General features: G+C 63.1%; 11 protein-coding genes. 5 read left to right on the top strand and 6 right to left on the bottom strand.

The annotated features are described in order from the left end of the window. Positions 1-11: 11 nt before the first annotated feature. The 5 genes from E1B25_RS06075 (at position 12) to E1B25_RS06055 (ending at position 5,567) form a co-directional block, all read left to right on the top strand. Positions 12-1,376 (top strand): 1-acyl-sn-glycerol-3-phosphate acyltransferase, encoded by a 1,365-nt coding sequence (locus E1B25_RS06075; protein ID WP_132827870.1) that lies wholly within the window; start codon positions 12-14, stop codon positions 1,374-1,376. A gap of 193 nt (positions 1,377-1,569) precedes the next feature. Next, complete coding sequence (gene ccrA / locus E1B25_RS06070) at positions 1,570-2,859, top strand: crotonyl-CoA carboxylase/reductase (RefSeq protein ID WP_132827869.1); 1,290 nt, start codon at positions 1,570-1,572, stop codon at positions 2,857-2,859. Positions 2,860-3,016: 157 nt separating this feature from the next. Further along, complete coding sequence (locus E1B25_RS06065; protein WP_132827868.1) at positions 3,017-3,232, top strand: hypothetical protein; 216 nt, start codon at positions 3,017-3,019, stop codon at positions 3,230-3,232. Between the two features lie 68 nt (positions 3,233-3,300). Further along, complete coding sequence (locus tag E1B25_RS06060) at positions 3,301-4,836, top strand: ATP-dependent DNA helicase (protein ID WP_132827867.1); 1,536 nt, start codon at positions 3,301-3,303, stop codon at positions 4,834-4,836. Next, positions 4,833-5,567, top strand: coding sequence for an SDR family oxidoreductase (locus tag E1B25_RS06055; protein ID WP_132827866.1), 735 nt, complete (start codon positions 4,833-4,835; stop codon positions 5,565-5,567). Before E1B25_RS06060 ends, E1B25_RS06055 begins: the two co-directional genes overlap by 4 nt. On the opposite strand, the gene E1B25_RS06050 is transcribed toward E1B25_RS06055, so the two are convergent. From E1B25_RS06050 to E1B25_RS06025, 6 genes are all read right to left on the bottom strand, one after another. Next, the gene (locus E1B25_RS06050) at positions 5,564-6,328 is read right to left on the bottom strand and encodes a TIGR02186 family protein (RefSeq protein ID WP_132827865.1); all 765 of its coding nucleotides are present in this window, start codon (positions 6,326-6,328) and stop codon (positions 5,564-5,566) included. The two genes, E1B25_RS06055 and E1B25_RS06050, sit on opposite strands and share 4 nt — an antisense overlap. Before the next feature lie 197 nt (positions 6,329-6,525). Beyond that, positions 6,526-7,449: a sulfite exporter TauE/SafE family protein gene (locus E1B25_RS06045; protein ID WP_132827864.1), complete on the bottom strand. Its 924-nt coding sequence runs from the start codon at positions 7,447-7,449 to the stop codon at positions 6,526-6,528. Between the two features lie 62 nt (positions 7,450-7,511). Next, positions 7,512-8,480 (bottom strand): ABC transporter permease, encoded by a 969-nt coding sequence (locus E1B25_RS06040; protein ID WP_425358921.1) that lies wholly within the window; start codon positions 8,478-8,480, stop codon positions 7,512-7,514. Beyond that, positions 8,477-9,571, bottom strand: coding sequence for an ABC transporter permease (locus E1B25_RS06035; RefSeq protein WP_132827863.1), 1,095 nt, complete (start codon positions 9,569-9,571; stop codon positions 8,477-8,479). Before E1B25_RS06035 ends, E1B25_RS06040 begins: the two co-directional genes overlap by 4 nt. 184 nt (positions 9,572-9,755) lie before the next feature. Further along, positions 9,756-11,291: an ABC transporter ATP-binding protein gene (locus tag E1B25_RS06030; protein WP_132827862.1), complete on the bottom strand. Its 1,536-nt coding sequence runs from the start codon at positions 11,289-11,291 to the stop codon at positions 9,756-9,758. Between the two features lie 72 nt (positions 11,292-11,363). Further along, the gene (locus tag E1B25_RS06025; protein WP_132827861.1) at positions 11,364-12,362 is read right to left on the bottom strand and encodes a BMP family lipoprotein; all 999 of its coding nucleotides are present in this window, start codon (positions 12,360-12,362) and stop codon (positions 11,364-11,366) included. Positions 12,363-12,508: the final 146 nt, after the last annotated feature.

The raw sequence follows: 12,508 nt of genomic DNA, 5'->3' as shown, positions 1-12,508 counted from the left end.
AAGGCTTGCATATGACAAGAACTGTCGAACTTCCGCTGTGGCTGTTTGGGCTGATCGTGCTGTTTGCGGCGGTCACCTTTGCGTCGCATTTTCTGTTTCCCTCGGTGCGCTGGTTTTTCCGGCGGCGGTTGGAACGGGCGGTTGCGCAGTTGAACCAGCGATTGGAGCGGCCGATCCAGCCGTTCAAGCTGACGCGGCGATACGACATGATTCAGCGGATCATATATAACCCCCATGTCAGCCAGGCGATTGCCGATCACGCCCGCGCCGAGGGGATCCCCGACAATGTCGCCTTTCAGCAGGCGCGCGGCTATGCCCGCGAGATCGTACCGTCGTTTTCCGCCTCGATCTATTTTGGCGTTGCGATCCGGTTGGCGCGAATCCTGAGCAACGCCATCTATCATGTGCGGTTGCGGCAGTTGGACGAGCCGGCGTTGAAAGCGATCGATCCCGAGGCAACGGTTGTGTTCGTGATGAACCATCGCAGCAATATGGATTACGTGTTGGTCACCTATCTGGCGGCGGACCGTTCGGCCCTGTCCTATGCGGTGGGCGAGTGGGCGCATGTCTGGCCGCTGAGCCGGTTGATCCGGGCGATGGGGGCCTATTTCATCCGCCGCAAGTCGCGCAATGCGCTCTATCGGGCGGTGCTGGCCTGCTATGTGCGGCTGTCCACGGATGCCGGTGTGACCCAAGCGATGTTCCCGGAGGGCGGGTTGAGCCTGTCGGGCGGGCTGATGCCGCCGAAGCTGGGGCTGTTGACCTATATCACGGCGGGATTTGATCCGGAGGGGCGCGACGTGGTCTTTGTCCCGGTCGCGCTGAACTATGACCGGGTGTTGGAGGATCGCATCCTGATTGCCGCCGGGCAGGGGACCGGGCGGCGGTTCAATGCGCGGATCGGGGTGATTTTCGCCCAAGTGTTGCGGCAATGCTGGCTGTGGCTGACCGGGCGGTATCAGCGCTTTGGCGAGGCTGTGGTGACCTTTGGCGCACCGCTGTCCCTAGACGCCCTGCAGGCCGAGATCCCCGGCGACGTGACCCGGGTGCTGGCGCGGCGACTGATGCAGCGAATCGCCGATGGCGTGCCGGTGCTGCCGGTGCCCTTGGTGGCCTGGCTGATGCTGACGTATGGGGCCATGACCCGCGCCGAGATCGACGCCCGCGCCCGCGCCGCAATGGCGACCTTGCCGGTCTCGAATGTGGGTCGGTTCAGCTCTGATGCCCATGCGGCCACCGAGGCCGGGCTGCGCGCGCTGAGTGCGCAAGAGGCGCTGCGAGAGGACGGGGGGCGCTATGTGGTCGATCCGCAGGGGCTGGAGTTGTTGCGGTTTTACGCCAACTCGATCTGTCATCTGATGCCGCCAGGACCGTAGCTTATGCCGTCGGCTAGCTTGACGCTTATTCGGCCGCTTATTCTGCGGGCGCAAAGTAGTTTCTGCACCCGCTGGGTCATATAATTACAAAACATGACCGATTATCTGTTGCAATGTTGCGTGGCTATTCATATCCCTCTCACGAGAGCCGCGATTCTGCATTGCGGCACCGAGGATATGTAAGGAGGCCATCATGGCTTTGGACACCCACGGCGATATCGCGCCCTATGAGGCGCCTGAGAAAGATCTCTATGAGATGGGGCAAATGCCTCCGCTGGGCTATGTGCCCAAGCAGATGTATGCTTGGGCCATCCGCAAGGAACGCCATGGCGATCCCGACAGCGCGATGCAGTTGGAAGTCGTGGACACGCCAACACTAGACAGCCATGAAGTGCTGGTCATGGTTATGGCCGCTGGCGTCAACTATAACGGCGTCTGGGCCGCGCTGGGCACACCGGTGAGCCCGTTTGATGGTCACAAGCAACCCTATCATATTGCCGGTTCTGACGCCGCCGGGATCGTTTGGGCGGTTGGCGACAAGGTCAAGCGCTGGAAGGTCGGCGACGAGGTCGTGATCCACTGCAATCAGGATGACGGTGACGACGAGGAATGCAACGGCGGCGACCCGATGTTTTCGCCCAGCCAGCGGATCTGGGGCTATGAAACCCCGGACGGGTCGTTCGGGCAGTTCACCCGGGTGCAGTCGCAGCAGTTGATGCCGCGGCCCAAGCATCTGACCTGGGAAGAAAGCGCCTGCTATACGCTGACGCTGGCCACCGCCTATCGGATGCTGTTCGGTCACCATCCGCATGATCTGAAACCCGGTCAGAACGTTCTGGTCTGGGGCGCCTCGGGCGGGTTGGGGTCTTTTGCAATCCAGTTGATCAATACCGCAGGCGCCAATGCCATCGGCGTGATCAGCGACGAGGACAAGCGCGAATTCGTCATGGCGCTGGGCGCCAAGGGCGTGATCAACCGCAAGGATTTCAGCTGTTGGGGCCGTCTGCCCACCGTCAACACGCCGGAATACAACACCTGGCTGAAAGAAGCCCGCAAGTTCGGCAAGGCGATCTGGGAGATCACCGGCAAGGGCGTGAGCGTGGACATGGTGTTTGAACACCCGGGCGAGGCGACATTCCCCGTCTCGTCTCTGGTGTGCAAAAAGGGCGGCATGGTGGTGATCTGCGCTGGCACCTCCGGGTTCAACTGTACCTTTGATGTGCGCTATATGTGGATGCACCAGAAGCGTTTGCAGGGGTCGCACTTTGCGCATCTGAAGCAGGCGGCCGCGGCCAACCGGCTTATGCTGGAGCGGCGGATTGATCCCTGCATGTCCGAGGTCTTCACTTGGGATGACCTGCCGCAGGCGCACATGAAAATGCTGCGCAATGAACATAAGCCGGGCAATATGTCGGTTCTGGTTCAATCACCGAAAACCGGGCTGCGCACCTTCGAAGAGGTGCTGGAGGCGGGCCAGCGCTGAACTGCCCGAAAGGGAATGCATATACGGCCCGCAGCGCAGAATGTGTTGCGGGCCGTTTCGTTTCGTGCGTGGCGGTTTTTAGAGAGTTTTAAATATCAATTTGATATTTTCGTGTGTGGTGATAGGTATATACACGTAGGAATTCGATGAGTTGTTAATGTCTCGTTTGCACTGGTTGCTGGCCGTCTTGGAGGATTTGCGCATTTTTGCCGCAAAGAACGGCATGGAGCATCTAGAGCTGCAATTGAAACTGGCCAGTTGGACCGCCAGCCGGGAATTGCTTGATGCGAACATTGAATCCAAAACCAGCCTTGAAATTGAAGACGCCGAAGAGACGTCCGAGAGCGCGTCGGAGACCAGCGAACAGGCCTGACAGCGCGCGTCGTGTATGCCGCCGCTTGTCTCTGGTGCCCGCCGCGGCGGCAGGGTAGGGTCACCGCCATGACAGCGCCGGCACTCACATTTTCCGACGATCAGGCAGCCGCTTTTGACAGCGTGGCCGAGATGCTGCGTGGGGCAGGGGTCGACCTTGAGGCGGGTGCGCTGACACCGCCGCGCCCCGATGGGACCGGCGCTGGCACGATGGCGCTGGTTGGCAAGGCGGGGTCTGGCAAGACCTTGCTGCTGGCCGAGCTTTACAAGGCGCTGGAACAGGTTGGCGTCGATGTGATCTCGGGCGATTATGAGGGGCGCAAGCGGCGCGACCGGCGCACCTTGGCGATTCTGGCGCCCACCAACAAGGCGGCCAGTGTGCTGCGGTTTCGCGGGGTTCCGGCGACCACGATTCACCGTATCCTGTATACCCCCGTCTATGATCCCGAATACGAGCGGATCGCCGAATGGCTGGCGGGCAATGGCGAACGCCCGGAGATCGAGGGGCTGAGCGATGTGGCGCTGGATCGGGCTGCGGCGTTCTACGGCGTCAACAAATCGATTCCCGGTGCCTTGGCCGCTGCCGGTCTGCGCGGGTCTGATTTCATCACCGGCTGGAAACGGCGCGAGGATCCGCTGGATATCGGCTTTGTCGACGAGGCGTCGATGCTGGATGACCGCCAGTTCAATGACCTGAAAGAGATTTTTCCCAATCTGGTGTTGTTCGGCGATCCGGCGCAGCTTGCTCCGGTAAACCAGTCGGGCGCGATGGCGTTCGAGACCTTGCCCGAGGACCGCAAGCTGGAGTTGCACCGCATCCACCGGCAAGAGGCGGACAATCCGATTCTGGATCTGGCCCATGCGCTGGCCGATCCGCAGCTTGGGTTTGAAGATTTCGAGCGCATGATCGAAGACAGCGCGCGCCGCGACGAGCGGGTGGTCTGGGGCCAGCGGGTCGAGGTTGACCTGATGGCGCGAAGCCCGGTTCTGGTTTGGCGCAACGCCACCCGCATCCGGTTGATCAGCGCCTTTCGTGCCGTCCATGGCGCGCCCGAAGATGATCTGGTCGAGGGCGAGCCGCTGATTTGCGACGGCATCGAGCTGCCGCTGAAACACCGCAAGAAACGGCTGGATCTTGAGGCGCGCGGCCTGATCAAGGGGGCGCAGGTGATCTATCTTGGCACCGGGCGCAAACCGGGGTTTTCCCGCCTGCATGTGATCGGGGCCGAAGACCCGCAGGTCAGCGCCGCCTCGATCATCAAGATCGAGAAGCCGGACGAAGAAGAGCCGTTCATTCCCTTTGCCGCGCGGATGGGGGCGACCTTCCTGCACGGGGCGGCGGTCACCATCCACAAGGCGCAGGGCAGCCAGTGGGATACGGTGCAGGTCTTTGCCCCCGATCTTTACGCGGCGGCGCGCATGGGACGGATCGAGGCCGGTCAACCGCTGTGGAAGCGGCTGGCCTATGTGGCGATCACCCGGGCGCAGGACCGGCTGATCTGGGTGGTGCGCAACCGGCTGTCCAAGCCGACCTATCCGCTCAGGGTGGACGATCTGCGCGCGGCACCGGTGGCAGCGCTGGAACTGCAGGTGCAAGAGGGATGAGCACGATCCTGATCACTGGCGCCAGCTCTGGCATAGGGCGCGCAACCGCCGAACTGTTCCTGCATGAGGGATGGACGGTGGGCCTTTTGGCGCGTCGCGCCGCGGCGTTGGAGGAGGTCGCGGCAGGTCGGGACACTGCCGTGGTGCTGCCCGCCGATGTGACCGACCCGCAGGCGGTCGAGGCGGCCTTTGTCCGATTTACAGGCCGGGCCGGGCGGCTGGATGTGCTGTTCAACAACGCGGGCATTTTCACCCCTGCGGGGACCATCGACGAGATTGCGCTCGATGATTGGTATGCCTCGGTCAACGTGAACCTGAACGGGATGTTTCTGGCCGCGCGCGCCGCCTTTGCCGCGATGCGGGCGCAGACCCCGCGCGGGGGACGGATCATCAACAACGGCTCGATCGCGGCCCATGTGCCACGGCCGCAGTCGGCGCCCTATACGGCGACCAAACATGCCATCACCGGCTTGACCCGCAGCCTGTCGCTGGACGGGCGCCCTTTTGACATCGCCTGTGGGCAGATCGACATCGGCAATGCCCGCACACCGATGATCGAGGAGTTGGTCGCCAAGCAGAAGGCCGACGACCCGGAGGCGCTGCTGCCCGAAACCATGGCAGTGGAGGAGGCGGCGAGGTCGGTGCTGCACATGGCCAGCCTGCCACTGGAGGCGAACGTGCAGTTCATGACCGTGATGGCGACCAAGATGCCCTATATCGGGCGCGGCTAGCGGTTCCGGATCATGGTAAAGGCCGCCGATGCGCCCCAGCCGGCAATGATGGCAATGGCCAGCGACATCAGCCCGTACAGGATCGACTGCTGGCGCGACAGCATGTACAGCCAGCGTTCCAGCCCGACCTTGCGCACGTTGATCGTGGTTTCATATTGCGACACCACCGCGCCCTGCCGGGTCAGGAAGATGCGCGCGGTATAGTCGCCCTCGGTCAGGTCGGACGGCATGTCGATGGCGGTGCGAAACAGCGTCTGCTGGTCCAGTGCGATCTTGCCTTCGAGCATCTGATACAGGCCGGATTTTTGCCGGATACGGATCAGCGCCTCGGTGAAATCAGGGGCGTTGGTGATCTCCATCGGGGCGCCGACAGACCGGATCGCGCGCCCGATGCTGACCTTGTGGCGCAGATCTTCGGTGTCGCTGAGCACATTGGCCCAGCGGTTGGTCGTGGCCACCGCGTAAAACGAGGGGGCGGCATCGACTTCGACAGCGTCGGTATTGACCCAGATGCCAAGCTGGTTGGCCTTGCGGCGCACCAGCACCGGATGCGAGGGGCCGGCAACGGTGATGACGATCTCAAGTGGGTCGGCGGGGATCGGGGTTTCGCGTTTGACGGCCCCGAAAATCAGGATCTCGGAGCCGTCGAAACTGGTGGTGATCGCGACCCGGTCGCTGGACAGGCCAAGCACGACCTCTTCCTGTGCGCTGGCGGCCAGAGGAAACATCAGCAGAAGCAGCAAGGCAAACTGGCGCCACATGGCTCAGTGCCCTCCGGCCGAACAGGCCCGACAAGATCCCGGCCAGCCCGCCAAGCCCGAGAACAGGAAAGGCACTGGGCGAAACGTCCGCGACTGGGAGTGCATGTGCATGGGATTATCTAACTCCGCTTTCTCCACCGATCATAGACGAAAACAGGCGGCGGGGAACCGGGTGCGAACGGGGGCGAAAGCGGGCGTCAATGTCGCCCCAGTTCGGTCAGGTTATACAGCTCGGCCGGTTGGATCAGCAGTTCCAGCGCCAGCTTGCCGCAGACGGCCAGCACCAGCGCCGCGAGCAGGACGCGGAGCTGTTCGGCCTTGAGCTTGAGCCCGATCTGGGTGCCGATCTGCGCCCCGATCACACCGCCAAGGATCAGATAGACCGCCAGCACGATATCGACGGTCTGGTTGGTGGTGGCGTGCAGCATGGTGGTAAAGGCGGTGACAAAGATGATCTGAAACAGCGAGGTGCCCACCACCACCTTGGTCGGCATCCCCAGCAGATAGATCATCGCCGGCACCATGATAAAGCCGCCGCCGACCCCCATGATCGCCGCCAGCACCCCCACGGCCAGCCCGATCATAAGCGGCGGGATTACCGACATGTACTGGCCCGAGGTGCGAAAGCGCATCTTGAACGGCAGGGCATGGACCAGCGTGCGCGGGCGGCGCGGCGGCCTTGCCCCGACCTGTGCCTTGCGCGCCTTGCGCAGGGCGTTCAGGCTTTCGACGAACATCAGCGCGCCGACAACGCCGAGGAAAATGACATAGCACAGCCGCACCAGCAGATCGACCTGACCCAGACTTTTGAGGTAGTTGAAAACAAACACGCCAAGGCCCGATCCCACCAGCCCGCCAGTCAGTAGCACCGACCCCATGGCCAGATCGACGGTTCGGCGTCGGAAATGCGCCAGCACGGCAGAAAACGACGAGGCGACGATCTGGTTTGCGCCGGTCGCCACCGCCACCGCAGGCGGGATGCCGATAAAGAACAGCAGCGGCGTAATCAGGAACCCGCCGCCGACACCGAACATGCCGGACAGGATTCCCACCAGCCCGCCCAACCCCAGAAGCAGGAATGCGTTCACAGAGACTTCGGCGATTGGCAGGTACGTTTGCATGACACCAGTAAGGCCCCGGTGCGCGAAAAGGTCAATCGCCAACCCGCCGCGTCGGGCCGCGATTAGCGTTCTTTCACATAGGGTTCACCGCCCGCCCGGGGCGGGATCGCCTTGCCCACGAACCCGGCCAGGATCACCACCGTCAGGATATAGGGCAGCGCGTCCATCACCTGCACGGGAATCACCACGCCGCCGATGTCGATGTTCTGATAGCGCAGGGCAACCGCCTGCAGAAAGCCGAACAGCAGGCAGGCCCACATCGCGTGCCAAGGCCGCCACTTGGCGAAGATCAGCGCCGCCAGCGCGATAAAGCCGCGCCCGGCAGTCATATCCTTGACGAACCCGGCTTGCAGCGCGGTGGCAAGATAGGCCCCGGCGATCCCACACAACAGCCCGCAGATGGCGACGGCGGCATAGCGCATCCCGACGACCGAAACGCCAGAGGTATCCACCGCCGCCGGGTTTTCCCCCACCGCGCGCAGGCGCAGGCCAAAGCGGGTGCGATACAGCACCCACCACGTCGCGGGCACAGCAAGAAAGGCAATATAGACCAGCACCGAATGCCCCGACAGCAGATCGCTATAGACCGGCCCCAGCACCGGCACGCCGGAAAGCGGGCCCGCCAATGGCAGCTCGATCGGGGAAAAGCGTCCGGCACCGATCAGCGAGGGGGTGCGCCCGCCCTGATGGAACCAGTGCTGCGCGATCAGCACGGTGATCCCGGCGGCGAGAAAATTGATCGCCACGCCGGAAATCAGTTGGTTGCCGCGAAAGGTGATCGAGGCCAGCCCGTGCAGCCCCGCCAGCACCATCGAGGACGCGATCCCGGCCAGTAGCCCCAGCCAGACCGAGCCGGTGACCGAGGCAATGGCAGCCGAGAAGAAGGCCGCCATCAGCATCTTGCCCTCAAGCCCGATATCGAACACCCCGGCGCGCTCGGAAAACAGCCCGGCCAGACAGGCCAGCAACAGCGGTGTCGACAGCCGGATCGTGCTGTCGAGCACCGGGATCAGCGTCATGAGGTCCATCATGTGCGCGCCCTCCGCAGCGACAGGAACAGCTTTTCAAGCGGCATCCGCACCATGTTGTCCAGCGCCCCGGTGAACAGGATCACCAGCGCCTGAATCACCACGATCAGCTCGCGCGGGATGCTTGTCCACAGCGCCAGTTCGGCCCCGCCCTGATAGAGAAAACCGAACAGGATCGCGGCAAGGAACACCCCGAACGGGTGGCTGCGCCCCATCAGCGCGACGGCGATGCCGATGAACCCCGCGCCCTCGGTCGCGTTCAGCACCAACCGCTCGGCCTCACCCATGACGTTGTTGATCGCCATCATCCCGGCCAGTCCGCCCGAGATCAGCATGGTGATCATGGTGATCTTGACCGGCGAGATCCCGGCATAAAGCGCGCCGGTCTCGGAGTGGCCATAGGCGCGGATTTCGTATCCCAAACGGGTGCGCCAGATCAGCAACCAGACGAGGATACAGGCCGCGACGGCGACCAGCAGGCTGACATTGGCGGGGGCGGCCTTGGAAAAACTGATGCCGAGCGGGGCCAGAAGATCATGCAGGGTCGGCAGATGCGCCGCCTCGGGGAACCGGGCGGTGGCCGGGTCCATCGACCCCTTTGGCCGCATCAGGTTGACCAGAACATAGTTCAGCACCGCCGAGGCGATGAAATTGAACATGATGGTGGTGATCACGATATGGCTGCCGCGCTTTGCCTGTAGCCAAGCCGGGATCATCGCCCAGGCCGCGCCAAACAGCGCGGCAAGCGTGGTGGCGCCGATCAGCGCCAGCGACCAGTGCGGCCAAGGCACATAAAGGCACATCAGCGCCACGCCCAACCCGCCCAGCATTGCCTGCCCTTCGCCGCCGATATTGAACAGACGGGCATGAAAGGCGACCGCGACGGCCAGCCCGGTGAACATGAAATTGGTGGCGTAATACAGCGTATAGCCCCAGCCATAGGTCGAGCCCAGTGCGCCAGAGACCATCATCTTGACCGCGGCAACCGGGTCTTCTCCGATGCCAAGGATCACCAGCGCCGACAGCGCGGCGGCAAGGATCAGGCTGATCAAAGGGATCAGGACCACATCGGCCCATTTCGGCATCTTGTCCATCAGCGGGCCTTTCGAACAGGCGTGTTTGGCATCCCGCAGGGGAGGTCAGCCCCGTGATAAGGGCTGCGGCCGCCCGGGTGGGCGCGAATGCGCCCGCCATGGGGGCGGGCGGGCGCAGCCCGGGTCGCTACGCGCCCCAGGCTAGAAAGGCACATCAAGTCAGGTCGTGTCGCTTTCATGCGCCTCATGCTGCCGCCCCCGATACACCGGCCATCAACAGGCCCAGTTCACGTTCATCGGTCTGATCGGGCAGGCGTTCGCCCATCAGGCGACCGTCAAACATCACCGCGATACGATCCGACAACGCCAGAATTTCATCCAGCTCGACACTGACCAGCAGCACCGCCGCGCCCTGATCGCGCAGGGCGACGATCTGTTTGTGAATGAACTCGATCGCGCCGATATCCACCCCGCGCGTGGGTTGGCCCACCAGCAGAAGATCGGGATTGCGCTCGATCTCGCGCGCCACCACGATTTTCTGCTGGTTGCCGCCCGAGAAGTTCTTGGCCGCCAGCGCCGGGTCTGGCGGGCGCACATCGAATTTTTCCATCTTCGCCTCGGTGTCGCGGACCAGCGCGGCGTTCACCATCAACGGCCCGCGGCAAAAGGCCGGATCGTGGTGATAGCCAAAGGCGACGTTTTCCCAAGCGTGGAATTCCATGATCAGCCCTTCGCGTTGGCGATCCTCGGGCACATGGGCGATGCCCGCCGCCCGCCGCGACTGCCCGTCCGAGCCGCGCCCCTCCAACTTGAGCGTGGTACCGTTCAGCGTGACCGTGCCGGTAGCGGGGCGCATGCCGCCCAGCACCTCCAACAGTTCGGATTGCCCGTTGCCCGCCACCCCGGCGATGCCCAAGATTTCACCGGCGCGCAGGTTCAGGTCGACGCCCTTGACGCGTTCCACCCGCTGATCGTCGCGCACGCGCAGGTTCTTGACCTCCAGCACCATCTTGCCGGGGGTCGCGGGGGCCTTGTCCACCCGCAACAGCACCTTGCGGCCCACCATCAGCTCGGCCAGCTCCTCGGGGGTGGTCTCGGCGGTCTTTACGGTTGCCGTCATTTCGCCGCGGCGCATCACGCTGACGGTGTCGGTGATGTCCATGATCTCGCGCAGCTTGTGGGTGATCAGGATGATGGTCTTGCCCTCGGCCCGCAGGTTGTCGAGGATGCGAAACAGGTGGTCGGCCTCGGGCGGGGTCAGAACGCCGGTGGGTTCGTCAAGGATCAGGATATCGGCCTGCCGGTAGAGCGCCTTGAGGATCTCGACCCGCTGCTGCATCCCGACGCCAATCTGGTCGATGCGCGCGTCTGGATCGACGTTCAGCTCGTATTCCACCGCCAATTCGGCCAGCACCTTGCGCGCGCGGGCCAGCGAGGGGCGCAGCAGCCGCCCTTCCTCGGCACCCAGAATGACGTTTTCCAGCACGGTGAAGGTCTCGACCAGTTTGAAATGCTGAAACACCATGCCGATGCCGGCGGAAATGGCCGCCTGGCTATCGGGGATCTCGGTTTTGCGGCCGTTGATGAAAACCTCGCCCGCATCGGCCTTGTAGAAACCATAGAGGATGCTCATCAGCGTCGATTTTCCGGCGCCATTTTCACCGATGATGCCGTGAATCGTGCCCGGCATCACCCGGATCGAGATGTCCTTGTTGGCCTGCACCGGCCCGAACGCCTTGGAAATGCCGCGCAGTTCAATGGCTGGTGATGTATCGCTCATAAGGCCCCCGCAGAAAACAAGGGCCGTGCGGGAAACGTCGCACGGCCCGTTCGCCTGTGTGTCGGGTCCGGATCAGAAGTCCAGAACCGGGCAGCTGTCGTTTTCGTAATAGCTGGTGACCTTGATATCACCGCTGATGATCTTGTCGCGCGCGCTGTCCGCCGCAGCCTTCATTTCCGGGGTGATCAGCGCAGCGTTGTTGTCATCCAGCGCATAGCCGACACCATCTTCGGCCAAACCCAGCACAAAGACACCGGGTTCCACGTCGTTGCCTGCTTTCATGGCGTCATAGACCGCAACATCGACGCGTTTCAGCATCGAAGTCAGCACCTTGCCCGGATGCAGGTGGTTCTGGTTGCTGTCCACCCCGATCGACAGAATCCCCTCGTCGGCGGCGGTCTGCAATACGCCCACGCCGGTGCCGCCGGCGGCGGCATAGATCACATCGGCGCCCTGGCTGATCTGCGCCTTGGTCAATTCCGAGCCCTTGACCGGGTCATTCCACGCCGCCGGGGTCGTCCCGGTCATGTTGGCGATGATCTTGGCGTCCGGGTTGACCGCTTTCACCCCCTGCGCATAGCCGCAGCCAAAGTGGCGGATCAGCGGCACATCCATCCCGCCGATAAAGCCGACGGTGCCGGATTTCGAGGCCATCGCGGCCAGCATCCCGACCAGATAGGAGCCTTCATGCTCGGCAAAGCCAAGCTGGCGGATGTTGTCGCCCTTGATCCATGTCACATCGACCACGACGAATTTGGTGTCGGGATAATCCGGGGCGACATTGCTGAGAGGGTCGGCCATGGCAAAGCCCATGGTGATGATCGGGTTGGCACCGGCCTCGGCAAAGCGGCGCAGGGCCTGTTCGCGCTGGGCCTCGGATTGTAGTTCGATCTCGCGAAAGCTGCCGCCGGTCTCATCGGCCCAGCGTTGCGCCCCGGTGAAGGCCGCCTCGTTAAAGCTTTTGTCGAATTTGCCACCAAGGTCGAAGATCAGCGCCGGTTCGGCCAGTGCGGCGCCCGCGCTCAGGGCCATTGCGGCGGCGGCCCCCATCAGGGATTTCAAAAGGGTCATCGTTATACTCCCGGTTGGTTTTTTCTGATTGCGGCAGGCCGCCGGTCCGGATGGACAGCAAATGGGCACGCCGAATGTCTTGACCTGTCAATTTAGGCCGCAGCAGGTGCAAACGGTCAACCCGCTTTTGACCATCGGGTTCAGGA

The sequence above is a fragment of the Antarcticimicrobium sediminis genome (genome assembly GCF_004348975.1).
GTDB lineage: Bacteria > Pseudomonadota > Alphaproteobacteria > Rhodobacterales > Rhodobacteraceae > Antarcticimicrobium > Antarcticimicrobium sediminis.
The sequence above is the reverse complement of the archived record's forward strand: the minus strand, read 5'-3'. Positions and strand labels throughout refer to the sequence as shown.

Excerpts from the sequence above, each read along its gene's own strand:
- E1B25_RS06040 (WP_425358921.1), bottom strand. The coding sequence starts at position 8,480 with ATGATGGACCTCATGACGCTGATCCCGGTGCTCGACAGCACGATCCGG.
- E1B25_RS06050 (WP_132827865.1), bottom strand. The coding sequence starts at position 6,328 with ATGTGGCGCCAGTTTGCCTTGCTGCTTCTGCTGATGTTTCCTCTGGCC.
- E1B25_RS06045 (WP_132827864.1), bottom strand. The coding sequence starts at position 7,449 with ATGCAAACGTACCTGCCAATCGCCGAAGTCTCTGTGAACGCATTCCTG.
- E1B25_RS06030 (WP_132827862.1), bottom strand. The coding sequence starts at position 11,291 with ATGAGCGATACATCACCAGCCATTGAACTGCGCGGCATTTCCAAGGCG.
- E1B25_RS06075 (WP_132827870.1), top strand. The coding sequence starts at position 12 with ATGACAAGAACTGTCGAACTTCCGCTGTGGCTGTTTGGGCTGATCGTG.
- E1B25_RS06035 (WP_132827863.1), bottom strand. The coding sequence starts at position 9,571 with ATGGACAAGATGCCGAAATGGGCCGATGTGGTCCTGATCCCTTTGATC.
- E1B25_RS06055 (WP_132827866.1), top strand. The coding sequence starts at position 4,833 with ATGAGCACGATCCTGATCACTGGCGCCAGCTCTGGCATAGGGCGCGCA.
- ccrA (WP_132827869.1), top strand. The coding sequence starts at position 1,570 with ATGGCTTTGGACACCCACGGCGATATCGCGCCCTATGAGGCGCCTGAG.
- E1B25_RS06025 (WP_132827861.1), bottom strand. The coding sequence starts at position 12,362 with ATGACCCTTTTGAAATCCCTGATGGGGGCCGCCGCCGCAATGGCCCTG.
- E1B25_RS06060 (WP_132827867.1), top strand. The coding sequence starts at position 3,301 with ATGACAGCGCCGGCACTCACATTTTCCGACGATCAGGCAGCCGCTTTT.
- E1B25_RS06065 (WP_132827868.1), top strand. The coding sequence starts at position 3,017 with ATGTCTCGTTTGCACTGGTTGCTGGCCGTCTTGGAGGATTTGCGCATT.